22 protein-coding genes are annotated in these 25,383 nt (G+C 60.8%); 14 read left to right on the top strand and 8 right to left on the bottom strand.

What is annotated here, in order from left to right; all coding sequences use genetic code 11:
* Positions 1-22 precede the first annotated feature (22 nt).
* The 3 genes from rpsP to trmD all read left to right on the top strand — a co-directional run bounded on the left by rpsP (position 23) and on the right by trmD (position 1,734).
* Positions 23-385 (top strand): 30S ribosomal protein S16, encoded by a 363-nt coding sequence (rpsP, locus tag ACSQ2Z_RS01775; protein ID WP_436079630.1) that lies wholly within the window; start codon positions 23-25, stop codon positions 383-385.
* Positions 386-479: 94 nt separating this feature from the next.
* Entirely contained in the window at positions 480-1,043 is a 564-nt protein-coding gene (rimM, locus tag ACSQ2Z_RS01770) for a ribosome maturation factor RimM (protein WP_436079629.1), read from the top strand.
* A 10-nt stretch (positions 1,044-1,053) separates the two neighbouring features.
* Positions 1,054-1,734, top strand: a complete 681-nt coding sequence (gene trmD / locus ACSQ2Z_RS01765) for a tRNA (guanosine(37)-N1)-methyltransferase TrmD (protein ID WP_436079628.1) — start codon at positions 1,054-1,056, stop codon at positions 1,732-1,734.
* Between the two features lie 194 nt (positions 1,735-1,928).
* Here trmD and ACSQ2Z_RS01760 read toward each other — a convergent pair whose 3' ends face one another.
* On the bottom strand, positions 1,929-2,420 hold the full coding sequence (locus ACSQ2Z_RS01760) for a hypothetical protein (RefSeq protein WP_436079627.1): 492 nt from the start codon (positions 2,418-2,420) through the stop codon (positions 1,929-1,931).
* A 244-nt stretch (positions 2,421-2,664) separates the two neighbouring features.
* Positions 2,665-3,411: a sulfite exporter TauE/SafE family protein gene (locus ACSQ2Z_RS01755; RefSeq protein WP_436079626.1), complete on the bottom strand. Its 747-nt coding sequence runs from the start codon at positions 3,409-3,411 to the stop codon at positions 2,665-2,667.
* A 305-nt stretch (positions 3,412-3,716) separates the two neighbouring features.
* On the opposite strand from ACSQ2Z_RS01755, the gene rplS reads away from it, so the two are divergent.
* From rplS to ACSQ2Z_RS01740, 3 genes are all read left to right on the top strand, one after another.
* Positions 3,717-4,277, top strand: a complete 561-nt coding sequence (gene rplS / locus ACSQ2Z_RS01750; RefSeq protein WP_436079625.1) for a 50S ribosomal protein L19 — start codon at positions 3,717-3,719, stop codon at positions 4,275-4,277.
* Positions 4,278-4,376: 99 nt separating this feature from the next.
* Positions 4,377-4,766 carry a methyltransferase domain-containing protein gene (locus ACSQ2Z_RS01745; protein ID WP_436079624.1) on the top strand — a complete coding sequence of 130 codons (390 nt, stop codon included), beginning with the start codon at positions 4,377-4,379 and terminating at the stop codon, positions 4,764-4,766.
* 134 nt (positions 4,767-4,900) lie between these two features.
* Positions 4,901-5,290, top strand: coding sequence for a class I SAM-dependent methyltransferase (locus ACSQ2Z_RS01740; protein WP_436079623.1), 390 nt, complete (start codon positions 4,901-4,903; stop codon positions 5,288-5,290).
* A 220-nt stretch (positions 5,291-5,510) separates the two neighbouring features.
* Here ACSQ2Z_RS01740 and ACSQ2Z_RS01735 read toward each other — a convergent pair whose 3' ends face one another.
* Positions 5,511-5,777, bottom strand: a complete 267-nt coding sequence (locus ACSQ2Z_RS01735; RefSeq protein ID WP_436079622.1) for a hypothetical protein — start codon at positions 5,775-5,777, stop codon at positions 5,511-5,513.
* A 419-nt stretch (positions 5,778-6,196) separates the two neighbouring features.
* On the opposite strand from ACSQ2Z_RS01735, the gene ACSQ2Z_RS01730 reads away from it, so the two are divergent.
* Positions 6,197-6,994, top strand: coding sequence for a basic amino acid ABC transporter substrate-binding protein (locus ACSQ2Z_RS01730; protein ID WP_436079621.1), 798 nt, complete (start codon positions 6,197-6,199; stop codon positions 6,992-6,994).
* 10 nt (positions 6,995-7,004) lie between these two features.
* Positions 7,005-7,835 (top strand): amino acid ABC transporter permease, encoded by an 831-nt coding sequence (locus ACSQ2Z_RS01725; protein WP_436079620.1) that lies wholly within the window; start codon positions 7,005-7,007, stop codon positions 7,833-7,835.
* A 117-nt stretch (positions 7,836-7,952) separates the two neighbouring features.
* Here ACSQ2Z_RS01725 and ACSQ2Z_RS01720 read toward each other — a convergent pair whose 3' ends face one another.
* Positions 7,953-8,129: a hypothetical protein gene (locus ACSQ2Z_RS01720; protein WP_436079619.1), complete on the bottom strand. Its 177-nt coding sequence runs from the start codon at positions 8,127-8,129 to the stop codon at positions 7,953-7,955.
* Between the two features lie 387 nt (positions 8,130-8,516).
* Here ACSQ2Z_RS01720 and leuB point away from each other — a divergent pair, with 387 nt between their 5' ends.
* Together leuB and ACSQ2Z_RS01710 are read left to right on the top strand one after the other, a co-directional pair.
* A complete protein-coding gene (leuB, locus tag ACSQ2Z_RS01715; RefSeq protein WP_436079618.1) occupies positions 8,517-9,629 on the top strand; it encodes a 3-isopropylmalate dehydrogenase in 1,113 nt (370 codons plus the stop codon).
* A gap of 284 nt (positions 9,630-9,913) precedes the next feature.
* On the top strand, positions 9,914-10,612 hold the full coding sequence (locus ACSQ2Z_RS01710) for a phosphatase PAP2 family protein (protein WP_436079617.1): 699 nt from the start codon (positions 9,914-9,916) through the stop codon (positions 10,610-10,612).
* A 65-nt stretch (positions 10,613-10,677) separates the two neighbouring features.
* Here ACSQ2Z_RS01710 and ACSQ2Z_RS01705 read toward each other — a convergent pair whose 3' ends face one another.
* Complete coding sequence (locus ACSQ2Z_RS01705) at positions 10,678-12,564, bottom strand: MFS transporter (protein WP_436079616.1); 1,887 nt, start codon at positions 12,562-12,564, stop codon at positions 10,678-10,680.
* A 488-nt stretch (positions 12,565-13,052) separates the two neighbouring features.
* On the opposite strand from ACSQ2Z_RS01705, the gene ACSQ2Z_RS01700 reads away from it, so the two are divergent.
* The gene (locus ACSQ2Z_RS01700) at positions 13,053-14,087 is read left to right on the top strand and encodes an aspartate-semialdehyde dehydrogenase (RefSeq protein ID WP_436079615.1); all 1,035 of its coding nucleotides are present in this window, start codon (positions 13,053-13,055) and stop codon (positions 14,085-14,087) included.
* Positions 14,088-14,310: 223 nt separating this feature from the next.
* Positions 14,311-15,132 carry a lytic murein transglycosylase gene (locus ACSQ2Z_RS01695; protein ID WP_436079614.1) on the top strand — a complete coding sequence of 274 codons (822 nt, stop codon included), beginning with the start codon at positions 14,311-14,313 and terminating at the stop codon, positions 15,130-15,132.
* 167 nt (positions 15,133-15,299) lie between these two features.
* On the opposite strand, the gene ACSQ2Z_RS01690 is transcribed toward ACSQ2Z_RS01695, so the two are convergent.
* Together ACSQ2Z_RS01690 and pdxY are read right to left on the bottom strand one after the other, a co-directional pair.
* Positions 15,300-15,941, bottom strand: coding sequence for a carbonic anhydrase (locus tag ACSQ2Z_RS01690; RefSeq protein ID WP_436079613.1), 642 nt, complete (start codon positions 15,939-15,941; stop codon positions 15,300-15,302).
* 199 nt (positions 15,942-16,140) lie between these two features.
* Entirely contained in the window at positions 16,141-17,016 is an 876-nt protein-coding gene (pdxY, locus tag ACSQ2Z_RS01685) for a pyridoxal kinase PdxY (protein WP_436079612.1), read from the bottom strand.
* 286 nt (positions 17,017-17,302) lie between these two features.
* On the opposite strand from pdxY, the gene ACSQ2Z_RS01680 reads away from it, so the two are divergent.
* Both ACSQ2Z_RS01680 and ACSQ2Z_RS01675 read left to right on the top strand, forming a co-directional pair.
* The gene (locus tag ACSQ2Z_RS01680; RefSeq protein WP_436079611.1) at positions 17,303-22,090 is read left to right on the top strand and encodes an NAD-glutamate dehydrogenase; all 4,788 of its coding nucleotides are present in this window, start codon (positions 17,303-17,305) and stop codon (positions 22,088-22,090) included.
* 43 nt (positions 22,091-22,133) lie between these two features.
* Entirely contained in the window at positions 22,134-23,525 is a 1,392-nt protein-coding gene (locus tag ACSQ2Z_RS01675) for an MFS transporter (RefSeq protein ID WP_436079610.1), read from the top strand.
* Between the two features lie 198 nt (positions 23,526-23,723).
* Here ACSQ2Z_RS01675 and purH read toward each other — a convergent pair whose 3' ends face one another.
* The gene (gene purH / locus ACSQ2Z_RS01670) at positions 23,724-25,337 is read right to left on the bottom strand and encodes a bifunctional phosphoribosylaminoimidazolecarboxamide formyltransferase/IMP cyclohydrolase (protein WP_436079609.1); all 1,614 of its coding nucleotides are present in this window, start codon (positions 25,335-25,337) and stop codon (positions 23,724-23,726) included.
* Between the last annotated feature and the right edge of the window lie 46 nt (positions 25,338-25,383).

The raw sequence follows: 25,383 nt of genomic DNA, 5'->3' as shown, positions 1-25,383 counted from the left end.
ATTATCTCAAGGAGTACATGACATGGCACTTAAAATTCGTCTCGCCCGCGGTGGTTCCAAGAAGCGCCCGTTCTACCAGATCGTCGTTGCCGACGTGCGTTCGCCGCGCGACGGCCGCTTCCTGGAAAAGGTCGGTTCGTGGAACCCGATGCTGAAGAAGGACGACGCCAAGCGCGTTGAACTCAACAAAGAGCGCATCCAGCATTGGCTGTCGAACGGCGCGCTGCCGACCGACCGCGTTCTGCGCTTCCTCAACGAGGCCGGCATTGCCAACCGCGAAGTCCGCAACAACCCGGAAAAGGCAGTGCCGGGCAAGAAGGCCCAGGAACGCGCCGCCGAAGCCAAGCAGAAGGCCGAAGACGCCGCTGCTGCTGCTGCCGAATAAGCCGCGCGACAGCATATTTTTTTGAAGGCGGGCGGCGTTTTCATGCCGCCCGTTTTCGTTTATGCGAAGGGCACACTGTGGAGACGACCCGGCGATGACCAAACTGAACAACCCTGTCCTGATGGGAACGATCGGCGCGGCGCAGGGCCTGCGCGGCGAAGTGCGGGTCAAGTCCTTTGCCGCCGAACCAGCGGCGATCGGCGACTACGGGCATCTTCATGCCGAGGACGGCCGTTCCTTTGAAGTGCTCGAGGTGCGCGAGGCGAAGAATGTCGTCATCGTCCGCTTTCGCGGCATCAACGACCGCAATGCGGCCGAGGCGCTGAACGGGCTCGATCTTTACGTCGAGCGCGACAACCTGCCGGACGACGATCTCGACGAGGATGAATTCTTCTATGCCGACCTCGAGGGGCTGGAAGCGTTCGACGGCGAAGGCAAGAGTTATGGTACCGTCACCGGTGTCTTCGATTTCGGCGCCGGCGATCTGCTGGAACTCAAGGGCCCCGGCAAGCGGCCGGTGCTGATCCCGTTCTCCGAATGGTCGGTGCTGGAAATCGATCTCGAAGCCGGAACCATGCTGGTCGATCCGCTGGCGGCCGGGCTTGTCGACGACAAGGACGAGGATCCGAGCGCGCCTTTCAAGCCAAAGAAGAAGTGACAGCCAGGCCATGAGCTTCCGCGCGACAATCCTGACGCTTTATCCGGACATGTTTCCGGGGCATCTTAGCCATTCGCTGTCGGGCAAGGCGCTGGAGCGCGGCCAGTGGTCGCTCGATACGGTGCAGATCCGCGATTTCGCCGAAGACAAGCACCGCACGGTCGATGACACGCCCGCGGGCGGCGGCGCCGGCATGGTGCTGAGGGCAGACATCCTTGCCAAGGCGATCGATCATGCCTCGGCTGGCGACAACCGTCCGCGGCTGTTGATGAGCCCGCGCGGACGACCGCTAACGCAGAAGCGCGTGCGCGAACTCGCGGCAGGCCCCGGCGCCATCATCGTCTGCGGCCGGTTCGAAGGCGTCGACCAGCGGGTGATCGACAGCCGCGGGCTCGAAGAGGTTTCGATCGGCGATTACATCCTTTCCGGCGGCGAACCGGCGGCGCTCGTCCTGCTCGATGCGGTCGTGCGCATCCTGCCCGGCGTCATGGGCAATGATCTCTCCGGCGTGCACGAGAGTTTCGAGGGCGGACTGCTGGAGCATCCGCACTATACCCGGCCACAGGTCTTCGAGGGCACGGAAATCCCGGCCGTACTCACGTCTGGCCATCATGGCGAGATCGAGAAATGGCGGAAGGCGCAGGCGCGCAAACTGACGGAAGAGCGGCGGCCGGATTTGCTGCAGGAATAGATGCTGTTATTGTCCCAATACGCTCGTGCGGCTTTTGGGTGACGACTGCCGCCAAGCTTGTTTGGAAACATGAACAGTTCAACGGCAACTATGCGCCAGAAGCGGCCATTGTTCGGAGAAAAGTCGCACTAAGGTTTGATCAGGATTCTTGGTTGCGCGGCTCCAGGCCGCAGTATGCAAGTAAAGCCATTACTCTATGGGTCGAGCTTCAGATCAGCGGCGCGGGCGATTGGCAACACTCGTTGATGGTTTCCTTCCAATTCTTTCTCCGTAGGCCCACCAGCCCCGCAACACATCAGGCCCTGAACCAGAACCTTGGGTGGACTGACACTGATGTCGATGACATCGGATAAAAGAACGTGGGAACCATGGCTCAACGTTGTGTTATGTCTGGTAAAGAGTAGTCTGCTGTCTGGTGAGATAAGGACATCGTGTCCTCGATGGTAGTCGTTATAAGATACTCCAACTGAAATTCCTGGAACCTTTTTCCAAATTAATCCAAACGTTCTTGTACTCTCGAAAAGACTGTATTCGTCCTGATCGTCCGAGATCAGTGCATACATTTTTCCAGTGGTTCGAGATATGGCGGGAAGCCCATAGAAAGATGCAAGCGATACGCCATAGCTGCCTCGCAGCAGCAGAGTGGAATTTGCGAAGCAAGTGACTATCAGCACCAGAAATGCCAACGCTATATGCTTCCAAATTGACAGAAATCCGCGCTGCCCCGAATCTACCCTGCTCATCAACTGTGGATTACCCGCTCTTTTACTTATCTTTACTTAATGTAGATCGCCGCCATTTTGTGTTGGAATTGACTCGATTCTGTCGTTACCCAATCGGTATGTCTGCCAACTGGGAAATGTCTGCGATGGGCCAACAGCGGCCGCCGGTGCCAGTTACCATCCACTCCCGTCCCTTGTCCTTCACCCATCACCCCGTCACAAAATAATAAGCCGCCAGCAAAAGCCCCACCGCAATAACGATGGCGCGGATCAGCGCCTGTGGGACGCGGCGGGCGAGCCAGACGCCGGCATAGCCGCCAATCGCGCCGCCGGGAATCATGAAGGCGGCATGCAGCCAGCCGATGACATTGCCGCCGGTAAAGACGACGATGGCAACGGCCGCGATCACCATGGCGAGGAAGTTTTTCAGCGCATTGACGCGGTGATAGTCGCCGCCTGTGGACAGACCGAGCACGGCGAGCATCATGATGCCCATGCCAGCCCCGAAGAAGCCGCCATAGATGGCGGTGACGAACTGTCCGGCCATGCCGAGCGGCCCGACCGGCGCGCCGCCTTCCCTCGGATTCGGCCGAAGCAGCGGGCCGAGCGCGAAGATCGCGGTTGCGGCGATCAGCAGCCAGGGCACCATCGCTCGGAAGGACGGATTGGACAGCGAGAGCAGGATCAGCGCTCCGGCCAGCCCACCAATGAGCGAGATGATACCTAGAACTGTCGCTTCACGAAAATCCTTGCGGATTTCGCGGCGATAGGCGAGCGCCGAGGTCACGTAGCCCGGAAACTGGACGATCGAGGAGGTGGCATTGGCGACGATCGGCGGCAGACCGGCGAGCGTCATGGCACCGAAGGTGAGGAACGTACCGCCGCCGGCCACCGCGTTGACGGCGCCCGACAGGAAGCCGGCGATAAACAGAAGGCAGGCAGTGGTGATGGACATGAGGCTCTCCCGGCGGTACAAACGGACATAGCCCGAGGCTCAGCCAGCGGCAAGTCGCGGAAACTGCCAACCGCAGGCTTGCAGCACAAAGAAATTTTGTCCCTGGGGATGACAAATGCCGGCCTTTGGTGTATTCGCCCGACCGGTTCGGGAAAAATCCCGCAGCTCCGAAAACAAAGAATGGTGAATTCGCTCCTGTTTCTCCCTCCGAGAAACAAATCCTTGAGGCCCTCATCCGAGGCTTGGTCCAAGAGGCATGATTGAGCGCTCTGGCTGTTTCAGAAGAACTTGAGAAGGTTAGACCAATGAACATTATCCAGCAGCTGGAAGCCGAACAGGCCGCCAAGATCGAAGCCAAGCGCACGCTTCCGGAATTTTCCGCAGGCGACACCCTCCGCGTCAACGTCCGCGTGACGGAAGGTACCCGTACCCGTATCCAGGCCTATGAAGGCGTTTGCATCGCCCGCTCCGGCGGTGGCATCAATGAAAGCTTCACGGTTCGCAAGATCTCCTACGGCGAAGGCGTCGAGCGCGTATTCCCAGTCTATTCTCCGCTCGTCGAAAGCGTCGAGATCGTTCGCCGCGGTAAGGTCCGCCGCGCCAAGCTCTACTACCTGCGCGATCGTCGCGGCAAGTCGGCCCGTATCGTTGAAGATACCGGCGTTCGCGCCCGCAAGCTGAACGACGCCGAGCGCCAGGCCGCTGCCGACGAAAAGGCACGTCTGGAAGCTGAAAAGGTTGCAGCAGCACAGGCTCTGGCCGCCGAAAAGGCAGCAGCCGAAGCCGCAGCGGCAGAAGCTGCAGCAGCCAAGGCCGCTGAAGAAGCAGCCGCTGCAAGGGCTGCTGAAGAGACCGCAGCAGAATAAGTTTCAATCCATCGGGATTGTTGGACAAGGCGGTCTTCGGGCCGCCTTTTTCTTTGGGCGCGCTTTTCTGTGGGGCACCTTTCTGTGGGGGATGGGGCAATGAACAACTATATCGAAACCAACCGGCTGAACTGGGACGACCGGGCGGCCCTGCACGCGACCGACACCACCGGCGGCTACCGGATCGCCAAGGTTCTTGCCGGTGGCTCGTCGCTGCATGCGCTGGAGGCGAGCGAGATCGGCGACGTCACCGCCAAGGACATCGTCCACCTGCAATGCTATATCGGGCTCGACACGCTGAGCCTGAAGCATCTCGGCGCGGCAAGCGTGACCGGGCTCGATTTTTCCCCCGCCGCCATTGCCGCAGCACACGAATTTGCCGCAAGGGCCGGAACCGAAGCGACATTCGTCGAGGCATCCGTCTACGACGCGGCGGCAGCTCTCGGGCATCCGTCAGGGCTCAGACTCGAACCCTCGCACGCCCAATAACTGCCCGCCCAGACGTCCTTTGACCTCACTGGGAGGTCCCCAGGCCCATCTTTGTGGTACGTCATACTACTAGTACGACGGGAATCGTTACGAATTTCCGAACAACGGAACGCCCCCACTTAAAGTTAACCTGCTTGATCAGCGTGATCACTGCTCTGGCTAATCGGACCTACGACATGGTCTTCGTCACCTGGGGTGCGATCCACTGGCTGCCGGACATCTTCCGGTGGGCCAAGGCTGTTTCAAGTCTGCTCAGGCCCGGCGGACGGCTCTACCTGCTCGACGGGCATCCGCAGATGTTCCAGCATGAGGCCGTCAGCGGCAGGCTTTCGCTAACCCATGGCTGGCGCACGCCGCACGATGCGCCACTCTTGTTCGAGGAAACCCATACCTATACCGGCGACGAGCGTCCGCTGACGCACAAGCGCATGTATGAGTGGTTCCATCCCTTGGGCAACATCCTCAATTGCGCTTTTGAAAGCCGCGATGGCGCTGGATTTTCCTCAACGAGCACGAGATCCTGACCTGGCAGCATTATCCCGGCATGGTCGAGACCGGCGAGGACCAGTTCGAGCTCGGGCCGGGCCTGCCGCGGATGCCGCTGTCGTTTTCGGCCGGGGCGAGGAAGGCCGTCTACAGCGCAGCGCGTCAATGCTGACGCGCAAAGGACGCTGTAGCACTTTGAACTGCTGCATAATTTTACCCTTAAATCGATTCCGATTTAAGGAATTATGCAGTAGACCATCAGGGCCGGGTAGCAGGGTCCCAATGCTCGTCGGCCTTGCCGTCCTTGATCCGCCATGTGTCGAACCAGGTAGTGGTGTAGGTCTTGGCCGGATCTTTCTCATCCTTGATTTCGCGTACATAGCCGACAGTGACGAGGTCCCCTTCGGCCGTCACGAAGGCGACCGGGGTCTCGATCTTCTCGGGGATGGGCGAAGGTTGGAGTTTCAGGACCTGAGTGAAATAGGCGACCGCGGATGATGCCGTAGACCACCTGCTTGTTGGCATGGAGCCTCGCGTCGGGGCTGGTGAAGAGCGCTTCAGCGTCTGCGGCCTCCACCACGGCCTCCTGTGCTTGCGCTTTAGGCGCCGAAAGCGCCGCGCCAACCAGCGACAGGGCAAGAATGGCGGATATTACAGCTGTCCTCATTGTCTTTCCTTTTGTTCCGGCACAAAGCCTGACGATGAGCGGCAAGTAGACTTGTGCCGCCGCTTGAAAGGACGCTAGAGGCTGCGGTACGGCAAGAAAAGACGGCAGTTTTTCCACCCATGGTGTTGAAAAGAGTACCAGGTTCCCGGCACGTCACCACTCGATCGGCGATAGGACCAGCGCTCGCCGTCGAAACACCGCGGTAAGGGAGGATCCCTCCTTGCCTCGGCCGGAGGTTTCGTGACAGTCTTGTCCGCCACAATTCAGGAGCCCTTGCATGTTTTCCCGCCGTACCGTTCTCGCCGGCCTGACCGCCCTTATTCTCACACCTTTGAGCGTTTCCGCCGCCGGTCTGCCGGACCTCGGAGGCCGCACGGTGGTGGTGGTGACCGAGAATGCCTATCCGCCGCTGCAATTCGTCGATCCGAAGTCGGGCAAGGCGATCGGCTGGGAATATGATGCGATGGAGGAGATCGCCAAGCGGCTGAACTTCAAGCTGGAAATCCAGAACACCTCCTGGGACGCGATGATCCAGGCGGTCTCGGACGGCCAGTACGACATCGGCATGACCGGCATCACCATCAAGGACGAGCGCAAGACGCAGGTTGATTTCTCCGATCCTTATATGCGCTCGCAGCAGTTCATGCTGGTGCGCGGCGACGAGAGCCGCTTCACCGACGCCAAGACTTTTGGCGCGTTCACGGATGGTCTGGTCGGCGCCCAACCGGGGACCTCGCCGTTCTACACGGCGGTTTATGAAATCCTCGACGGCAACGAGCAGAACCCGCGGATCAAGCTGTTCGAGACCTTCGGCGCGACGGTGCAGGCCTTGAAGGCCGGCGATGTCGATACGGTGCTGACGGACAGTGTCGCGGCCAAGGGCTACGTCGATTCCTCGAACGGTGCGCTGAAGGTGATCGGCGGGCCGCTCGGCACGGAGGATTTCGGCTTCATTTTCAAGAAAGGCTCGGATCTCGTCGCCCCGGTCAATGCTGCGATCGCTGCTCTGAAGGCCGACGGTACACTCGAAAAGCTGAACCAGAAGTGGTTCGTCGACTACAAGATGGGCGAATGATCGCTTGCCGATGACGCCTGCGCAGCCGCAAGACACATCTCAAAAAAAGGGCGACTATCCCTGGTGGCTGGTCGCCCTTGCCGTTATCGCCGCGGCACTCGCCGTGGTGATCGTCTCCAACGAAATCTATTCCCAGGTTTTCACCATCGTTTCGGCCGGCATCGGCATCACCATCCTGGTGACGCTGCTCGGTTTTTTCTTTGCAACATTGCTCGGGCTCGGCATTGCGCTGATGGCGCTGTCGGAGCGCGCCGCGTTGCGCCAGATCGCACGGTTCTATACCGAGATCATCCGCGGCATACCGATCCTTGTTCTTCTGTTCTACATCGCCTTCGTCGGCGCGCCGGCGCTGGTGACGCTGGTCAACACGGTTCTCAGCCCGCTGGTGGAGACCGGCTATGCCAAGCCGCTTTTGGTGCGTGACGTCTCGCTGATGTGGCGGGCGATCATGGCGCTCACCATTGGCTATTCGGCCTTCATCGCCGAGGTGTTTCGCGCCGGTATCCTCTCGGTCGACAAGGGGCAGATCGAGGCGGCGAAGGCCCTGGGCCTTTCGCGCTATCATCGCTTCCGGCTGGTCGTCTTCCCGCAGGCGATCCGCGTCATCCTGCCGCCACTCGGCAATGATTTCGTGGCAATGGTGAAGGATAGTTCCCTCGTTTCCGTGCTCGGCGTCGCCGATATCACCCAGATGGGCAAGATCTACGCGTCCGGTTCGTTCCGCTTCTTCGAAACCTATTCGATCGTCGCCTATATTTATCTTATCCTGACGATCGGTTTGTCGCTGGGGTTGCGGCGGCTTGAGAAGCGGATGCGTCGGGGACACCGGGGGGCAGGCTGAACGCTGGTGGCCACCTTCCCCAGCAGGGAGAAGGTGGCGCCGGATGATGGGGAGAACAGCCGAAAACCCGGCCGCAGGGACAGCCGGGTTTTCAGGGAGGAAGCCAGATAGCTTGGCTTATTCGCAGACGCGGATCTTCTTGACGATGAGGTTGCCGTAGTAATCGTAGGCCTTGACCTTCTTGATGAAGCAATAGGGCTGGCAATCATCGCTGTAGTAGCCGGCCTGCGACGGGGCGGCGAAGGAAACGGCGGTGACGGCTGCCATGGCGGCGGTCAAAACGAACTTGCGCATGCGGTCTCTCCTTGAGATCTTGTGTGGATGAGCCTCCCTCATCCAGTGACCCGACTATTCCACGCCCCCAGCGCCCACGCTGTTCCGGATGGAACAGGGTTTTCTAATTTCCGGATTTCGATTTTCCGGCAAAGAAAAGCATCTCGAGAATTAACCGCATGGCTGCGGTAAGGGTCGGATAAGTTTGCGCATCGGTCTTTTCGATGGTTGAACCGGCATGCGGCGGCGAATGGAAGAATCCCACGCTCCGGCAGCAGCGCCTGTTCCGGCAGGAACTGAAACTGCGCGAACAATTCTTTCCTGAACCGCATTTTCCTTGAACGGAAGTTGCGTTAAGAACGCGCCAACATCTGACAAGCCCACCCTTCGACTTAAAAGGAATGCCCCATGACAGTGCGCAATCTTTTCCTTCTGCCCGGCGACGGCATCGGCCCGGAAGCCATGGCGGAAGTCCGCAAAATCATCGCCTACATGAACGCCGAGATGGCGGCCGGCTTCACCACGGACGAAGGCCTTGTCGGCGGCTGCGCCTACGACGCCCATGGTGCGGCGATTTCCGATGCGGATATGGCAAAGGCTTTTGCCGCGGACGCCGTTCTGTTTGGCGCCGTCGGCGGCCCGAAATGGGATGAGGTGCCTTACGAAGTGCGGCCGGAAGCCGGCCTCTTGCGCCTGCGCAAGGACATGGAGCTGTTTGCCAACCTGCGCCCGGCGATCTGCTACCCGGCGCTGGCCAACGCTTCCTCGCTGAAGGCCGAGCTGGTCGAGGGCCTTGATATCCTGATCGTGCGCGAGCTGACCGGCGGTGTCTATTTCGGCGAGCCGAAGGAAATCATCGATCTCGGCAATGGCCAGAAGCGCGGCATCGACACGCAAGTTTATGATACCTACGAGATCGAGCGCATCGCCGGCGTCGCCTTCGAGCTGGCACGGACACGCAAAAACCGCGTCTGCTCGATGGAAAAGCGCAACGTCATGAAGTCCGGCGTGCTCTGGAACCAGGTGGTGACGGCGACGCACAAGGCGAAATATTCCGACGTGCAGCTGGAGCATATGCTGGCCGATGCCGGCGGCATGCAGCTGGTGCGTGCGCCAAAGCAGTTTGACGTCATTGTGACCGACAACTTGTTCGGCGACATGCTGTCGGATGTCGCTGCTATGCTCACCGGATCCCTCGGCATGCTGCCGTCGGCCTCGCTCGGCGCCCCGGATGCCAAGACCGGCAAGCGCAAGGCGCTCTACGAACCGGTACACGGCTCGGCGCCGGACATTGCCGGCAAGGGCATCGCCAACCCGATCGCCATGATCGCCTCGCTTGCCATGTGCCTGCGGTACTCCTTCAATCTCGTGAAGGAAGCCGACAATCTGGAGAAGGCGATCGCCAACGTACTCGACAAGGGCATCCGCACCGGCGACATCATGGCCGACGGCGCCCGTAAGGTCGGCACCGCCGAGATGGGCGATGCGATTTTAGCGGAGTTCAAGGCGCTTTCGGCCTGAGTTTGGGGCGAGCTGGTTGATTTGACGGCATCCGAGCAATGGGTTCGGGTACCGTTTTGTCTGATGGGCTTGATTCTCCTGTTGAAGCCCACACCTTCCTTCTGTGGCAGATTCCGCCTCCGTCATTCCTGTGCTTGTCACAGGAATCCAGCCACGTGACGTCTGTCGCGTGAAAGAGTCTTTGCGGCGCAGACGCGCCGCCGCTGGATCCCCGCCACAAGGGCGAGGATGACGGATAGGAGGAGAGCGCCATGTAAAGACGGTTTATCGGAAAAAGAGAGCTCATGAATCGGGCACTTTCCTCATCCCTCTGGCTTTTGCTGGCAACGATCGTTCTGGTCGCCGCGCTGATTCCTTTCGATGGTCTCCTCTCCCAGCGCGCGCAAGCCTTGCCGCCCGCGATCGTCGCCTTCAACGAGCGTATTACCGATTTCGGTACGTTCGCCTGGATGATCTACGGATCCGGATCGATCGTGATCGCCGCCTATATCCTGCACCGGGTCTCGCGCAGTGAGGGCTTCTCCTCGAAGACGAAGACCGCGTGGCGGCTGGCGCTCTATTTCCTCGTCACGATCGGCAGCGCCAGTGCGCTGGTGCATCTGTTGAAATTTATCGTCGGGCGGGCGCGGCCGGAGCTTTTCCTGGAGTATGGCGCCCATAGCCTGACGCCTTTTGCCAATGAATGGCTGTTCGAGAGCTTCCCATCGGGCCATGGCGCCGCCGTCGGCTCGTTCTTCGGCGCCTTTGCCATGCTGGCACCTCGCCTGCGTATCTTCTTCGCTCTCGGGGCACTGACGATCGGCGTCACCCGTGTCGTTGTCGGCGCCCATTATCCGAGCGACGTGGCAGCCGGATTGCTGACGGGGCTCTGGACAGCACTGATGGCCGCCTTCCTCTTCGCTGGGCAGAACTGGCTATTCCGGTTGGATGAGGCGGGCTGGCCGAGGCCGAAGAACATCTTCGATACGCCGGCAAAGGGCTGATATGAAATGAAAAAAACCCGGCACAGGGGATGTGCCGGGCCCAGTTTGGCGGGGAGAAATGCGGATCAGTTCATCGTGTGGATGTCGCGATCCTTCGTTTCGGGCAGGAAGAGCATGCCGATCACCAGCGTGATGCCGGCAAACACGATCGGGTACCAGAGACCGTAGTAGATATCGCCCTGGGCCGCGCTCATCGCAAAGGCCGTTGCCGGCAGGAGACCACCGAACCAGCCGTTGCCGATATGGTAGGGCAGGGACATGCCGGTATAGCGGATGCGGGTCGGGAAGAGTTCGACCAGAAGCGCTGCGATCGGCCCGTAGACCATCGTCACGTAGATGACCAATACGGTCAGAACCGCGATGATGACGACCCAGTTGACCCGGACCGGATCGGCGACCATGGCGAAGGTGCCGCCCTTGGCGACGGTATAGACCGGCATTTCGTTGACGCCGGCGGCTTCTTCCGCCGTCAGGAGCTTGGCCGCGACCAGCTGCTCGGCCGTCATCGTTGCCTTCTCGCCGCCGCGAACGGCTGCGGCATCGAGCGCCAGTTCCGGATTGGCGGCGACAAAGCCATCAAGCTTGCTTTCCGGAACCTTGGCGGCGGCACGAACCAGCGGATAGCCGCTCGCCTGCAGCGCCATGTTGATCTGCTTTTCGAAAGCAGCACCTGTGGCCTTGGCCTTGTCGCCCGCGGCGATCGCGTCATAACTGTTGATCGTCATGTCGCCGATCTTGACCGTTGCGGCCGAGCCTGCCGGACCGGCAACGACATCATAGGGCACGGAGTTGCGGGTCAGGAACGCTGTCGCGATATCGCAGGATGTCGTGAACTTCGCCGTGCCGGTCGGATTGAACTGGAACTTGCAGTCGCCCGGGGCGGCGGTGACGGTCGCGCGGATGCTCTGCTGTGCTTCGGCCAACGCCGGATTGCCAGCCCAGGTCAGCGCCTGGAACAGCGGGAAATATGTGACCATGGCGAGCAGCAGGCCGGCCATGATGATCGGCTTGCGGCCGATCTTGTCCGACAGCCAGCCGAAGAAGACGAAGAAGCCGGTGCCGAGGAGCAACGATGCGGCAACCATCAGGTTGGCCGACTGGCCATCGACCTTCAGGATGTTCTGCAGGAAGAACAGGGCATAGAACTGGCCGGAATACCAGACGACGGCTTGGCCGACGACAGCGCCGAACAAAGCGAGAAGCGCAATCTTGGCGTTTCTCCACTGGCCGAAGGCTTCGGTCAGCGGCGCCTTGGAGCCCTTGCCCTCTTCCTTCATCTTCTTGAAGGCTGGCGATTCGTTCATCTTCAGACGGATCCATACGGAGACGCCGAGCAGGATGCAGGAGAGCAGGAACGGAATGCGCCAGCCCCAGGCTGCGAAGGCCTCCTTGCCAACAATCATCCGCACGGCAATGATGATCACCAGCGACAGGAACAGGCCGAGCGTCGCCGTCGTCTGAATCCAGGAGGTGAAATAGCCGCGCTTGCCGTGCGGCGCGTGTTCCGCAACATAGGTCGCAGCACCGCCATATTCACCGCCGAGCGCCAGGCCCTGCAGCATGCGCAACGCAATCAGCAGGATCGGAGCGGCGATGCCGATCGAGGCTGCCCCAGGCAGGATGCCGACAAGAAAGGTCGACAGACCCATGATCAGGATGGTGATAAGGAAGGTATATTTGCGGCCGACGAGATCGCCGAGTCGGCCGAACACCAGCGCACCGAACGGGCGCACTAGGAAGCCAGCCGCAAAGGCGAGCAGCGCGAAGATGTTGCGGGTGGTTTCAGGATACTGCGAGAAGAAGGTGGCGCCAATATAGACGGCCAGCGAACCGTAGAGATAGAAATCGTACCACTCGAAGATCGTGCCGAGCGAAGAGGCGAAAATCACCTTCTTCTGCTCGCCTGTCATGGGGGCGGCCTTGGCTCTGCCCACTGCTACAATATCTGCCATTTCGGTTGTCCTCCACTTCAACAACGGCTTGTACGCACCTGATTTGCTCCAAATCCTCCCTGATCCGAAGCGAAGTGCGCCATGGCGACAAAATGGCAGAAAAGGCCTGAAGGCGGCAGAGATGCTTTGGGATTATGACTTTAGTCGAATGAGACGGCATGGCGCGGGCGGGCGGGAATGCGCGGAACTTTCAGCTTTCTGTTGACTCCGCGACAAAAGCCAGTATGAGCAACAGCGGAAAAGGGACCGCGCCATGCACCGTTTTGGGACTTCCATCGCTGCGCTGATCGCCCCGGCATTCGTTGCCGGGCGGGTTCGCTCCTTCACTATTTTTTCCAAATCAACGGCCAAAACAACGACGAAAACCGTCTGACGTCTCTGGCCCACCCGCGCTCTCCCCGGTTTGGCCGGGGACCCGAAGCCCGCGCCACTGGCCGGCGGGTTTCTCCCCAAAGCCTGCGGAGAGAATGAGAAAGAGAGCAAAGACAATGGGTTTCAAGATTGCCGTAGCAGGTGCGACTGGAAGTGTCGGCCGCGAAATGCTGAACATCCTTTCCGAACGCGGCTTCCCGGTCGACGAAGTCGTGGCGCTCGCTTCGGCCCGCAGCCAAGGCACGGAAGTCTCCTTCGGCGACAAGACGCTGAAGGTGAAGAACCTCGAGAACTACGATTTCTCCGACACCGACATTTGCCTGATGTCGGCCGGCGGCGCCGTGTCGCTGAAGTGGTCGCCGAAGATCGGTGCGCAGGGCTGCGTCGTCATCGACAACTCGTCCGCCTGGCGCTATGACCAGGACGTGCCGCTGATCGTTCCGGAAGTAAACCCGGACGCTATCACCCAGTTTTCCAAGCGCAACATCATCGCCAACCCGAATTGCTCGACCGCCCAGCTCGTCGTCGCGCTGAAGCCGCTGCATGATTTCGCCAAGATCAAGCGTGTTGTGGTCTCGACCTACCAGTCGGTATCCGGCGCCGGCAAGGAGGGCATGGACGAACTGTTCAACCAGACCCGCGCCGTCTTCGTCGCCGATCCGGTCGAGAGCAAGAAGTTCACCAAGCGCATCGCCTTCAACGTCATCCCGCACATCGACGTGTTCATGGAAGACGGCTACACGAAGGAAGAATGGAAGGTTCTGGCCGAGACCAAGAAGATGCTCGACCCGAAGATCAAGGTGACCTGCACGGCCGTGCGCGTTCCGGTCTTCATCGGCCACTCGGAATCGGTCAACATCGAATTCGAGAACGAGATCAGCGCCGACCAGGCCCGCGACATCCTGCGTGAAGCCCCGGGTTGCCTCGTCATCGACAAGCACGAGAACGGCGGCTACATCACGCCTTACGAATCGGCCGGTGAAGACGCAACCTATATCTCGCGCATCCGTGAAGACGCGACCGTCGAGAACGGCCTCAACATCTGGGTGGTTTCCGACAACCTGCGCAAGGGTGCAGCCCTCAACGCCATCCAGATCGCCGAGCTTCTCGTCAATCGCGGCCTGATCAAGGCGAAGAAGCAGGCTGCCTGATCAGGAAATATAAGGTTTTAACCAATAAAAGCCCCGCATGATCCGTTAGAGGGATGCGGGGCTTCTTTCGTAACGACAGTCTGCCGCGATATTGTGCTCATTTGTGGGAGGATTCACGTGAAACACGGCCCTCTCCATACTGCGCCAGAATCATGACAGGCCCCGCAAAGACGGGCATTTTGCGGACATCAAATTTGAATTCGGGCGCTCACGGGGTTTTTACATGCACAAGGCAAGGCGCGTACTGGCAGGTTTCACGGCAATCATGGTGGCGTCAATTCTGCCCGCCACCGCAGCGGCAGCGCAATGCGGCAACAATGCAGGCGGCTTCGAGACCTGGGTGGAGGATTTCAAGGGCGAGGCTGCAAGCCAGGGCATCAGCCAGTCCGTACTCAACAAGGCTTTTGCCAACGTCAACTACAACAAGGCGACGATCCGCGCCGACCGCGGCCAGAAGAGCTTCAAGCTGTCGCTCGACCAGTTCATGCAGAAACGCGGCGGCCAGGCGATCATTTCGCGCGGCAAGAAGATGAAGGCGCAGAACGCTGCCCTCTTCAACGCGATCGAAAGCCGCTACGGCGTGCCGGCCGGCCCAATCATCGCCATCTGGGGCATGGAAACCGGCTTCGGCGGCTTCATGGGCAAGGAACACACCCTGTCGGCCGTCTCGACCCTCGCCTATGACTGCCGGCGCTCCGACTATTTCACTGACCAGCTTTATGCGGCGCTTAATCTCGTGCAGCGCGGCGACCTGAGCCCGGACGCGCATGGCGCCGCCCACGGCGAAATCGGCCAGACGCAATTCCTGCCGGCCAACGTGCTGACGTTCGGTGTCGATGGCGACGGCAACGGCCACATCGACATGGTTCGCTCCAAGGCGGACGCGCTTTTCTCGACCGCCAACTTCCTGCGCGGCCACGGCTGGAACGCCGGCGGCGGCTATCAGCCGGGCGAGGGCAATTTCGGCGCGATCCAGGGCTGGAACGCCGCCAGCGTCTACCAGCAGGCGATCGCCATCATCGGCGCGGAAATCGACGGCGACTGATAACGGTGCCGTTTCGGAAGGAAATCATCCGCAGCTTGGGAAGCCAGGCTGCGGTTTTTTGTTTGGGATGGGGCTTCGCCTCCGAGCAATCAAATTTCTCTCCTGGATCCCCGGAACTCGCTTTGCTCGCCCGAGGATGACGGAGGCGAAAGTGCCGCCAAAGTCCGTCACATCCCCGGCCGGGCGAAATCGCCGGTCTTGGCATCCATCACCCAGAGTTCGCCCGTGGAAATGTCGAACCAGGCGCCGTGCAGATGCAGCTTGCCGCGCTGTTCGAGAATCTGGACGCAAGGGAAGGTCCGTAGGTTGGCGATGGAATTGCGGATCGAGACGCGCTCCAGTGCCCGCTGGCGCTCGGCTGCGGTCATGATGTCGTTGCTCTGGATCTGTTCGGCGGCAGGTTTCAGGAGATGCATCCAGCGACCGATAAAATCCCCGGGCGACAGCGGCCCGGCATCGAGATCAAGCGCCGCCTTGATGCCGCCGCAACGGCCGTGACCCATGACGACGATATCGCGGACCTTCAGCACCTGAACGGCAAACTCGAGGGCAGCGGAGGTCGAATGATAGTGACCGTCCGGCTCGTAGGGCGGCATCATGTTGGCGACGTTGCGGACGACGAAAAGCTCTCCGGGGCCGCTGTCGAACACGGTCTCAGGTGCTGCGCGGCTGTCACAACAGGCAATGACGAGGGTTTGCGGCTGCTGTCCGGTTTCGGCGAGCGCCTTGTAGCGCTGCTGCTGCTCGTTGAAACGCCGGCTCATGAAGTTGTTGTAGCCGTTCAGCAGATGGTCCGGAAAACGCTGCATGGTGCTCGATCACTCCGACTATTTAAGACAATTGGGATGTACATTGCACGCTCGCCGCCTGTGGGACACAGCCTTTGCGCGCCGCGCACATGCAAATTTTCGGCAGACGGCGGCGCCGGTGACATCCGTGAAATCTCCATATCATTTCTTAGGGGTTCCGACCGGTTTATTCGGCCTGGGCAGGGGATGGCAAGCTTCATCAAGAGCGCCGTTTCTGGCTCGGATGAATCAACCGCCGCATCTGGACCATTGCCATCGGCGTTGCCAGGCTGGAAGCATCGCGCTCGAGCGTCAGTTCATCGGCGCCCCGTTTGCCGGTGCGGGCGAGGATCTCGAAGACGCTCGCCGTCGCCAGTTGCAACGCCCGCTCTTCCTTGAGCCCTTCCAGAAGCCGGGCGACGAACAGCGCCGCCAAGAGGTCACCTGTGCCATTGGGGGGATTGTCGATCAGGCGGTGCTCGGCAAGCAGCGCATGATTGCCGGAGAGATAAAGATTGCCGGTGCTGCCGTGCATCATCCCGATTGCCGAAGTGACCAGCATGCGCGGCGGCCCGAGCGCCAGGGCAGCCTCAAGAATGGCGGCGTTGGTTTCAAGCGGAACACCGCAGAGCCAGGACAGTTCGAACCGGTTGGGCGTAGCAAGCGACGCCAGCGGCAAAAGCCTGTCGCGCATCGCGATCGCGGTTGCCTCGGGCACATAAAGGCCGCCGGCATCGCCCATCACCGGATCGCAGGCATAGAAAAGGTCGGGATTTTTCTTCCTCAGCGCCTCGACGAGCCGCGCGATCCCTTCCGCTTGATGAGTTGCCCCGAGATAGCCGGAGAGAATGGCGCGGACTTCACCTGTCCATGGCGCCCGGATGAGGTCATCGATCAGGCTGTTGAAATCGTCCTCACCCACCGTCACCCGGGTCGAGGGGCCATGGCCCGGATGCCAGGGCAGGATGACCGTCGGCACAGCCCAGACCGGATAACCCAGCATCTCAAGCGCAAAGACCGCGGCGCGATTGCCGACGGAACCGCGAATCACATGGCTTGAAATGACGATGACGGCGCCGGGTGCAGGCTCGGACATTCATGTTTTTCCGCTATTTCGACACCCTCAGATCGCCCAACAGTCATGCCGCTGTCAACCGTGACCAGGAAAAGATGAAAAAGCGCCTTTCGCCGTCCAATGGATAAGCAGGATCGCACAGCGGATACAACCGATTTAATTTCAAAATTGGTGCATTTTCTCCCAAATTTTCATGAATCCATTCCGAATTCGCTCAAAATGAGCGAAAAACATCCACAAAAACAGTCGCCAACAGCCATTCTTCTGTTAGGTTCGGCAAAAATGGTGATTGCGGGGAGAGACTGCCATGGGCGCCAAATATAATCCAAAACGAGACCGGCATTTCGACGTTGTGAACGAAGCCGGCAAGGCGCTCGGGCTGACAATGTTGTCGCCGGAGATCCTTTTCCGGCGGGCAAGCCATGACGATCTCGATCAATATACACCGGAGATGCTGGCGCTGACGGCAGCACATGCCCTCAAGGAAGTGCGCCGGAGCGAAAACGACCGTCCGATCATCACCGTTGAATCGGTCGATGGCGTCACGCCCAGCGGAACGGACGTATCAATCCTGTCCGTTACTGACCGCAACATGCCGTTCCTGTACGATTCGATCATGGGCGAGGTCACCGCCACCCACCGCGACATTCATCTTGCCGTGCATCCTATCCTGGTTCTCGAAGCTGGAAAACCGGCTAAGATCTTCGATCCGGAAGAAAAGAGCGATCCCGCCTCGCGCGTCAGCCATATCCAGATTCATCTCTCCAAGCTGAGCGATACGGAGGCGGAGGACCTCAAAGCACGGGTCGGCAATGTCCTTTCGCAAGTACATCACGCGGTTGGCGATTGGAAGCAGATGACGGCCCTGCTCGACCAGGCGATGAACGAACTAGAAAACCACGCTCCCTCGCGCAGGAAGAACGACCGTGAAGAAACGCTGGCCTTCCTGCGCTGGCTGCGCGATAACAATTTCACTTTCCTTGGCATGCGCGAATACACCTATTCGGGCAAGGGGGATAGCGCCGTGGTCGAACGCGGCAAGGGCCGGGGGCTCGGCATTCTCTCCAATCCGGATGTTCGTGTCCTGCGCCAGGGCAAGGACGCGGTACTGACGACGCCGGAAATCCTCGCTTTCCTCAACGGACCTGATTTCCTGATCGTTACCAAGGCGAATGTGAAATCGGTCGTCCACCGCCGCGCTTATATGGACTATATCGGCGTCAAGCGTTTCGACGAGGCGGGCAACGTCACCGGCGAGTTGCGCATTGTTGGCCTCTTCACCTCCAGCGCCTATACGCGGCCGGCAGCGGAAATTCCGTTGTTGCGCTTCAAAGTGGAGAAGATCGTCGATCATTTCGGCTACGATCCGCAGAGCCATTCCGGCAAGATGCTTGCCAACACGCTGGAATCCTATCCGCGCGACGACCTGTTCCAGATCGATGTCGGATTGCTCGCAAGCTTCTGCGAACAGATCAACGAACTCGCCGACCGGCCGCGAATCCGGGTTCTGCCGCGTATCGATCATTTCGATCGGTTTGTTTCGGTAATCGTCTATGTGCCGCGCGAGCAATATGATTCGGATGTCCGCGAAAAGATCGGCAACTACCTGAAAACCATCTATGACGGCCGTGTTTCCGCCTACTATCCAGCCTTTCCGGAAGGCGGCCTGGCACGCGTCCATTTCATTATCGGGCGCTACGCCGGCAAGACGCCCCGTGTGCCGCAGGCAAAGCTGGAAGATGCGGTGCGCGATATCGTCACGCGCTGGATCGACCGGTTCGACCTCTTGGCCCGCCACGAGGGCGTCGCGATCAGCGTCAACGAAGCCTACCAGGTGGCGTTCACGCCGGCCGAAGCTTATGCCGACCTCGATGATATCGCGGCCTGCCTGCCCACCGACCCCATCCGCATCGCCTTCTATCAGAAGCGCGGCAAGGCACCGGGAGCTCTCGAGCTGAAGATCTTCCACGCCAGCGAACCGGTGTCGCTCTCCCATCGTGTTCCGCTGCTTGAAAATCTCGGCTTCCGGGTGATCAGCGAACAGACGCATGATATCGCCGTCACCGACGTTGCGAGCGGACAGCGCCTCGTCGTTCTGCACGATATGGAACTGGTCCATCGGGACGGGCACATACTCAACCTCGACAAGTGCGCCGCGATGCTGGAAGAGGCTTACCTCGCTGTCTGGAACGGCCTGATCGAGGATGACAACTTCAACCGGCTGATCATGCTTGCCGGCCTGACGGCCCGCGAAGTGACCGTTCTGCGGGCCTATGCGCGCTACCTGCGCCAGACCGGCATCACCTATTCCCAAGGCTATATTGCCGAGACCCTGAACAAGTATCCGGCTATCGCTGCCGACATCTTCAAGCTCTTCGTCACCCGCCTGGACCCCTCGCTCGACGACAAGCCGCGAACGAAGCGCATGGCGGCGCTCTCGGCGGCGATCGAGCAGGCGTTGAACGCGGTCCCCAGCCTCGACGAAGACCAGATCCTGCGCCGCTACGTCAATGCCATCACGGCGACGTTGCGCACCAATTATTTCCAGCGAGATACAAACGGCAATCCGAAAGCGATGCTCGCCTTCAAGCTCGATCCGAAAATCCTCGACGGTCTGCCCGAGCCGCGCCCGTTCCGCGAAATCTTCGTCTACGGCACCGAAGTCGAGGGCGTGCACCTGCGCTTCGGCAAGGTGGCGCGCGGCGGCCTGCGCTGGTCGGATCGCTCGCAGGACTATCGCACCGAGGTGCTCGGCCTGGTCAAGGCGCAGCAGGTGAAGAACGCCGTCATCGTACCGGTCGGCGCCAAAGGCGGCTTCTATCCGAAGCAGCTGCCGGTGGGCGGCAGCCGAGACGAGATCTTCAAGGTCGGAACCGAGGCCTACAAGACCTATATTCGCACGTTGCTGTCGATCACCGACAACATTGTTGGCCAGGATGTCGTGCCCCCGGCCGACACGCTGCGGCTTGACGGTGACGACCCGTATTTCGTCGTCGCCGCCGACAAGGGCACCGCGACCTTCTCTGACACCGCCAACGGGCTTGCGCAGGAAGCGGGCTTCTGGCTGGACGATGCCTTTGCCTCCGGCGGCTCTGCCGGATACGACCACAAGAAGATGGGCATCACCGCGCGCGGTGCTTGGGAAACCGTCAAACGGCATTTCCGCGAGATGGACACCGACATCCAGACAACGCCCTTCACCGTTGCCGGCGTCGGCGACATGTCCGGCGACGTCTTCGGCAACGGCATGCTGCTTTCGGAAAAAATCCGGCTGATCGCTGCCTTCGACCATCGCGACATCTTCATCGATCCTGACCCGGATACCGACCGCTCCTTTGCCGAGCGCCGGCGCATGTTCGACCTGCCGCGATCGAGCTGGCAGGACTACGATCGCACGACGCTTTCGGCCGGCGGCATGATCATTCCGCGCACGGAGAAATCCGTGACGCTGACGCCGCAAGCGATGGCGGCGATCGGCATCGACAAGCAACAGGCAACGCCGTTCGAGATCATGACGGCGATCCTGAAGAGCCCGGTCGATCTGCTCTGGTTCGGCGGCATCGGCACCTACGTGCGGGGGCCAAACGAAACGGACGCGGAGGTCGGTGACCGCGCCAACGATCCGATCCGCATTACGGCCGACGAGGTTGGTGCCAAGGTGATCGGCGAGGGCGCCAATCTCGGCGTTACCCAGCGTGGCCGCATCGCCTTCGGCCTCAAGGGCGGACGCTGCAACTCCGACGCGATCGACAACTCGGCCGGTGTCAACTCCTCCGACTTCGAGGTCAACATCAAGATCGCGCTGGCTTCCGCCATGCGAGACGGACGCCTGACGCGCGCCAAGCGTAACACGCTGCTCGCCTCGATGACCGATGAAGTGGCGGCGCTGGTTCTGCGCAACAACTACGAACAGTCATTGTCGATCTCGCTCACCGAGATGCTCGGTGTTGGCAACCGGACGGCGCTAGCGCGGCTGATGACAAGGCTGGAAGCCGACGGGCATCTGAACCGCAAGGTGGAAGTGCTGCCGAACGACGTGGCGCTCAGCGAGCGCTACCAGAGCGGCAAGGCGCTGACGCGCGCCGAGATCGGCGTGCTCTTGTCCTATGCCAAGATCGTCCTGTTCGACGAGATCGTCTCCAGCGATCTAACGGATGATCCCTATTTTCTCACGACACTGCGCGACTACTTTCCGGCGAAGATGCACAAGGCGCATGCCAGCGACATCAACGAACACCGACTGCGCCGCGAAATCATCGCCACAGTGCTCGCCAACGACACGATCAATCGCGGCGGCCCGGCCTTCGTCAGCAGTCTCATCGACCAGACGGGCTTCATGCCGGCCGACGTGGTGAAAGCCGCGGTGCTGGCGCGCGACGGCTATGACCTGACGCGCATTCAGGGGGAAATCGATGCACTCGACAACATCGTCAGCGGCCGGGTCCAGAACGAACTTTACCAGGAGGCCGGGCGCATCTTCGCCATCGTGACCGAACGGGCGCTGAGGACCCGCACAATCGCCGGGCCACTCGGCGATGCAGTGGACAGGCTGCGCCAGGCGCTCACGAAGCTGAAACCCAGCCTGCATTCCTCGATTCCGGAGGACGCAGCCGAAGAGGCGCGCCAGAAGGCGGCCTATTTCGCCGAGCGCGGCGTGCCGCAAGCCTTGGCCGACGAAGTGGCCGGCCTGTTCCTGATGACACTGGTGCCGGAAATCATGCAGATTTCCGCCGAGACCGGCGTGACGCTGGCACGCACGGCACAGAGTTACTTCGGCGTCACCCAGAACCTGCGGATCGCCCGGCTTCTGGCCGCAGCCGAGCGCGTTTCGGCGACGGAACAATATGAGGCGATGGCACTGTCGCGCAGCATCAGCGATATCGCCAATGCCCGCCGCGAGATCACCATCGCGGCGCTTGCCAACGGGAAATCGGAAAAGAATCCGGTACTCGCCTGGCAGGACAGCGATCGCGGCAGGGTTAACCGCATTACCGACCAGTTGGCGCAACTGACGGAGAAGGGTGAAACGACGCTGGCCAAGATCACCGTCGCCGCCGGTCTTCTCAGCGATCTTGCGCAGGACAGGGCGAGGTGACACTGTCTGCGCCGAACAAGCGGAGCAGACAGTGGAGAATCAAGTGAGCAGCATCACCGCAGGGGTCAGCGACGAGCCAAGAGTATCGCGCGCCGGCCTTGCGGGCTGGATGCTGTTCGACTGGGCTGCCCAGCCCTTCTTCACGGTGGTTATCACCTTCATCTTCGGCCCTTATTTCGTTTCCCGGCTCACGGACGATCCCGTGCATGGTCAGGCGATGTGGGGGTATACGATCACCATCTCCGGCTTCATCATCGCGATATTGTCGCCGGTGCTGGGGTCGATCGCAGACGCGACCGGCACGCGCAAGCCCTGGATCGCCTTCTTCGCGGTGATCAAGATCGCGTCTCTCGCTCTTCTCTGGTACGCTGTGCCGGGATCGCCGCTAGTCTATCCGTTCATCTTCATCATTCTCGCTTCGATCGCGGCGGAATTTTCGATCGTTTTCAACGATTCGATGATGCCGCGGCTGGTCAGCGAAAGCCAGATCGGCCGCATTTCCAACATGGCATGGGGACTGGGCTATCTCGGCGGCATGATCGTGCTGATCGCCGTGGTCACGCTTCTGGCAGCGAACCCTGAATCCGGAAAAACAATTCTTGGATTGACCCCCCTGTTCGGCCTTGACCCGGCGACCGGCGCCGATGCGCGCATTACCGGACCGATCTCGGCCGTCTGGTACCTGATCTTCATCCTGCCGATGTTCCTGTTCACGCCGGACGCGCAGAGGGTGTCAGTGCCTGCGGCCGTGGCGGTGCGCAGCGGCCTCGCTGAGCTTGGGCACACAATCGGCGAATTGCGGGAACGATCGGGCATCCTGCGGTTTCTGGTGGCCCGGATGATCTTTCAGGACGGCGTCAACGGGCTTCTGGCCCTTGGCGGCACGTTCGCAGCGAGCATGTTTGCCTGGCAGACGGTCGAACTTGGCATCTATGGCATCATCCTCAACATCGTCGCGATCGGCGGATGCCTCTATGCCAGCCGGCTTGACGCCAAGCTCGGCTCGAAAAGAATCGTCACCGCGAGCCTGATCTGCCTGACGATTGCGACGTTTGGCATCGTCTCGACTGGCCCCGGCTATACGCTGTTCGGACTTCTGCAACTCCCCATAGCCGACGCCGGTGGCCTTTTCGGCACCGCCGCGGAAAAGGCCTATATCGTCTTCGGCCTGCTGGTCGGCATCGCCTTCGGCCCGGTGCAGGCCTCGTCGCGCTCCTATCTGGCGCGCAGCGTCAGTGCCGATGAGGCGGGGCGCTATTTCGGCCTCTATGCGCTGTCGGGACGCGCAACCTCGTTTCTCGCACCGGCTTCGGTCGCGACGATCACGCTCGCAACGGGATCGGCCCGCATCGGCATGATGGCGCTGGTGGCGTTTCTGGCTGTGGGGCTGCTGATCCTCATCCGCACTCCTTATCCGGCGAATAGAGCGCGATGAGGAGACCAAGGCGGTGGTTGTTTGAGAGTGTATCATAACACTTCCGGTCATCCTCGGGCTTGACCCGAGGGTCCATTTCCCCAGACCCATGGATGGTCGGGTCAAGCCCCGAGGATGACGGAGGGGAGAGCTTGGCGCCCGACACCATAACCCTCCTCGCCAGCGGTCCCATGAGTGAACCGCTCAAGCGACCGTATCTCAATGCCGGAAATGGCGCATCCCGGTGAAGACCATGGCGACGCCGGCTTCGTCTGCAGCGGCGATGACTTCCCGATCGCGCATCGAGCCGCCCGGCTGGATGACGGCGGTGGCGCCGGCGGCGATCATCGAGAGGAGGCCGTCGGCGAAGGGCAAGAAGGCTTCGGACGCAACGGCCGAGCCGCGCGTCAGCGGCGCCGGCAGGCCGAGCGCCCTTGCCGCTTCCTCGGCCTTGAGGCCAGCGATGCGGGCCGAATCGACGCGACTCATCTGGCCGGCACCGATGCCGACGGTCTGGCCGTCCTTGGCGTAGACGACGGCGTTGGACTTCACGTGCTTCGCCACCTTGAAGGCGAACTTCATGTCTTCCAGTTCCTGCTCTGTCGGTGCGCGCTTGGTGACAACCTTCAGCTCCAGGTCCTCGACCATGCCGTTGTCGCGGGTCTGCACCAGCAGACCGCCGGCGACGGTTTTCGCGGCAAGGCCCGGCGCGCGCGGATCGGGCAGGCCGCCGGTGACGAGAAGCCGCAGGTTCGGTTTGCCGGCGATGACGATCTTGGCAGCATCGCTGACAGACGGCGCGATAATGACCTCGGTGAACAGCTTGACGATCTCTTCAGCGGTGACACCGTCGAGTTCCCGGTTGAGCGCGAGGATGCCGCCGAAAGCCGAGGTGGAATCGCAGGCGAGCGCCCGCTCATAGGCTTCGAGCTGGGTCGCGCCCGTTGCCACGCCACATGGGTTTGCATGCTTGATGATGGCGCAGGCCGGTGCCTTTTCCGGCAGGAACTCGGCGACGAGTTCGAAGGCCGCGTCGGTGTCGTTGATATTGTTGTAGGACAGCTGCTTGCCCTGCAAAAGGGTCGCCGTCGCGACACCCGGGCGGTTTTCGCCGGTCAGATAGAATCCGGCTTTCTGATGCGGATTCTCGCCGTAGCGCATCTCTTCCTTCAACACGCCGCCGATGGTGCGGTGGAGCGGCATCGGGGTATCGAGAACCTCGGCGAACCAGCCGGAAATGGCGGTGTCGTAGGCCGCCGTGCGGGCATAGGCCTTGGCGGCCATCTGACGCCGGAAGGCGAAGGAGGTCGCGGCACCGTTACCCAGCTCGGCGAGCAGCGCCGTGTAGTCGGCGGCGTCGGTAATGACGGTGACATAGGCGTGGTTCTTGGCCGAGGCGCGGATCATCGCCGGGCCGCCGATATCGATATTTTCGACCGTCGTCGGGTAATCGCCGCGCTTGGCACGGACTTCCTCGAACGGATAGAGATTGATGACCGCCAAATCGATGCCGGTAATGCCATGCGTCGTCATCGCCTTGACGTGGTCTTCGTCGTCGCGGATGGCCAGAAGACCGCCGTGCACACCGGGGTGCAAGGTCTTGACGCGGCCATCCATGACTTCCGGAAAGCCGGTGAGATCAGAAACGTCCGTGACCGGCAAGCCCGCTTCGGCCAGCGTCTTGTGCGTCCCGCCAGTCGAGACCAGATGGATGCCTTTCTGATGCAGCGAACGGGCAAGCTCGACAATGCCGGTCTTGTCGGAGACGGAGAGCAGAGCGGTGCGGATCGTCACCTGATCGGGGACGGGAATTTTCTTGGAAGCGACAGCCATCATCAAGCTCCTTCTAGGGCGCCGGATAACGGAAACCTTCCGGCAA

The sequence above is a fragment of the Pararhizobium sp. LjRoot235 genome (assembly GCF_964254145.1).
GTDB lineage: Bacteria > Pseudomonadota > Alphaproteobacteria > Rhizobiales > Rhizobiaceae > Pararhizobium.
Note: the sequence above shows the minus strand (reverse complement) of the source record. Positions and strands in the feature narration are given on the sequence as shown.

What these genes read in the sequence shown, in the direction of transcription:
- rpsP (WP_436079630.1), top strand. Translation starts at nt 23, where the DNA reads ATGGCACTTAAAATTCGTCTCGCCCGCGGTGGTTCCAAGAAGCGCCCG.
- rimM (WP_436079629.1), top strand. Translation starts at nt 480, where the DNA reads ATGACCAAACTGAACAACCCTGTCCTGATGGGAACGATCGGCGCGGCG.
- trmD (WP_436079628.1), top strand. Translation starts at nt 1,054, where the DNA reads ATGAGCTTCCGCGCGACAATCCTGACGCTTTATCCGGACATGTTTCCG.
- ACSQ2Z_RS01755 (WP_436079626.1), bottom strand. Translation starts at nt 3,411, where the DNA reads ATGTCCATCACCACTGCCTGCCTTCTGTTTATCGCCGGCTTCCTGTCG.
- rplS (WP_436079625.1), top strand. Translation starts at nt 3,717, where the DNA reads ATGAACATTATCCAGCAGCTGGAAGCCGAACAGGCCGCCAAGATCGAA.
- ACSQ2Z_RS01745 (WP_436079624.1), top strand. Translation starts at nt 4,377, where the DNA reads ATGAACAACTATATCGAAACCAACCGGCTGAACTGGGACGACCGGGCG.
- ACSQ2Z_RS01735 (WP_436079622.1), bottom strand. Translation starts at nt 5,777, where the DNA reads ATGCCAACAAGCAGGTGGTCTACGGCATCATCCGCGGTCGCCTATTTC.
- ACSQ2Z_RS01730 (WP_436079621.1), top strand. Translation starts at nt 6,197, where the DNA reads ATGTTTTCCCGCCGTACCGTTCTCGCCGGCCTGACCGCCCTTATTCTC.
- ACSQ2Z_RS01725 (WP_436079620.1), top strand. Translation starts at nt 7,005, where the DNA reads ATGACGCCTGCGCAGCCGCAAGACACATCTCAAAAAAAGGGCGACTAT.
- ACSQ2Z_RS01720 (WP_436079619.1), bottom strand. Translation starts at nt 8,129, where the DNA reads ATGCGCAAGTTCGTTTTGACCGCCGCCATGGCAGCCGTCACCGCCGTT.
- leuB (WP_436079618.1), top strand. Translation starts at nt 8,517, where the DNA reads ATGACAGTGCGCAATCTTTTCCTTCTGCCCGGCGACGGCATCGGCCCG.
- ACSQ2Z_RS01710 (WP_436079617.1), top strand. Translation starts at nt 9,914, where the DNA reads ATGAATCGGGCACTTTCCTCATCCCTCTGGCTTTTGCTGGCAACGATC.
- ACSQ2Z_RS01705 (WP_436079616.1), bottom strand. Translation starts at nt 12,564, where the DNA reads ATGGCAGATATTGTAGCAGTGGGCAGAGCCAAGGCCGCCCCCATGACA.
- ACSQ2Z_RS01700 (WP_436079615.1), top strand. Translation starts at nt 13,053, where the DNA reads ATGGGTTTCAAGATTGCCGTAGCAGGTGCGACTGGAAGTGTCGGCCGC.
- ACSQ2Z_RS01695 (WP_436079614.1), top strand. Translation starts at nt 14,311, where the DNA reads ATGCACAAGGCAAGGCGCGTACTGGCAGGTTTCACGGCAATCATGGTG.
- ACSQ2Z_RS01690 (WP_436079613.1), bottom strand. Translation starts at nt 15,941, where the DNA reads ATGCAGCGTTTTCCGGACCATCTGCTGAACGGCTACAACAACTTCATG.
- pdxY (WP_436079612.1), bottom strand. Translation starts at nt 17,016, where the DNA reads ATGTCCGAGCCTGCACCCGGCGCCGTCATCGTCATTTCAAGCCATGTG.
- ACSQ2Z_RS01680 (WP_436079611.1), top strand. Translation starts at nt 17,303, where the DNA reads ATGGGCGCCAAATATAATCCAAAACGAGACCGGCATTTCGACGTTGTG.
- purH (WP_436079609.1), bottom strand. Translation starts at nt 25,337, where the DNA reads ATGGCTGTCGCTTCCAAGAAAATTCCCGTCCCCGATCAGGTGACGATC.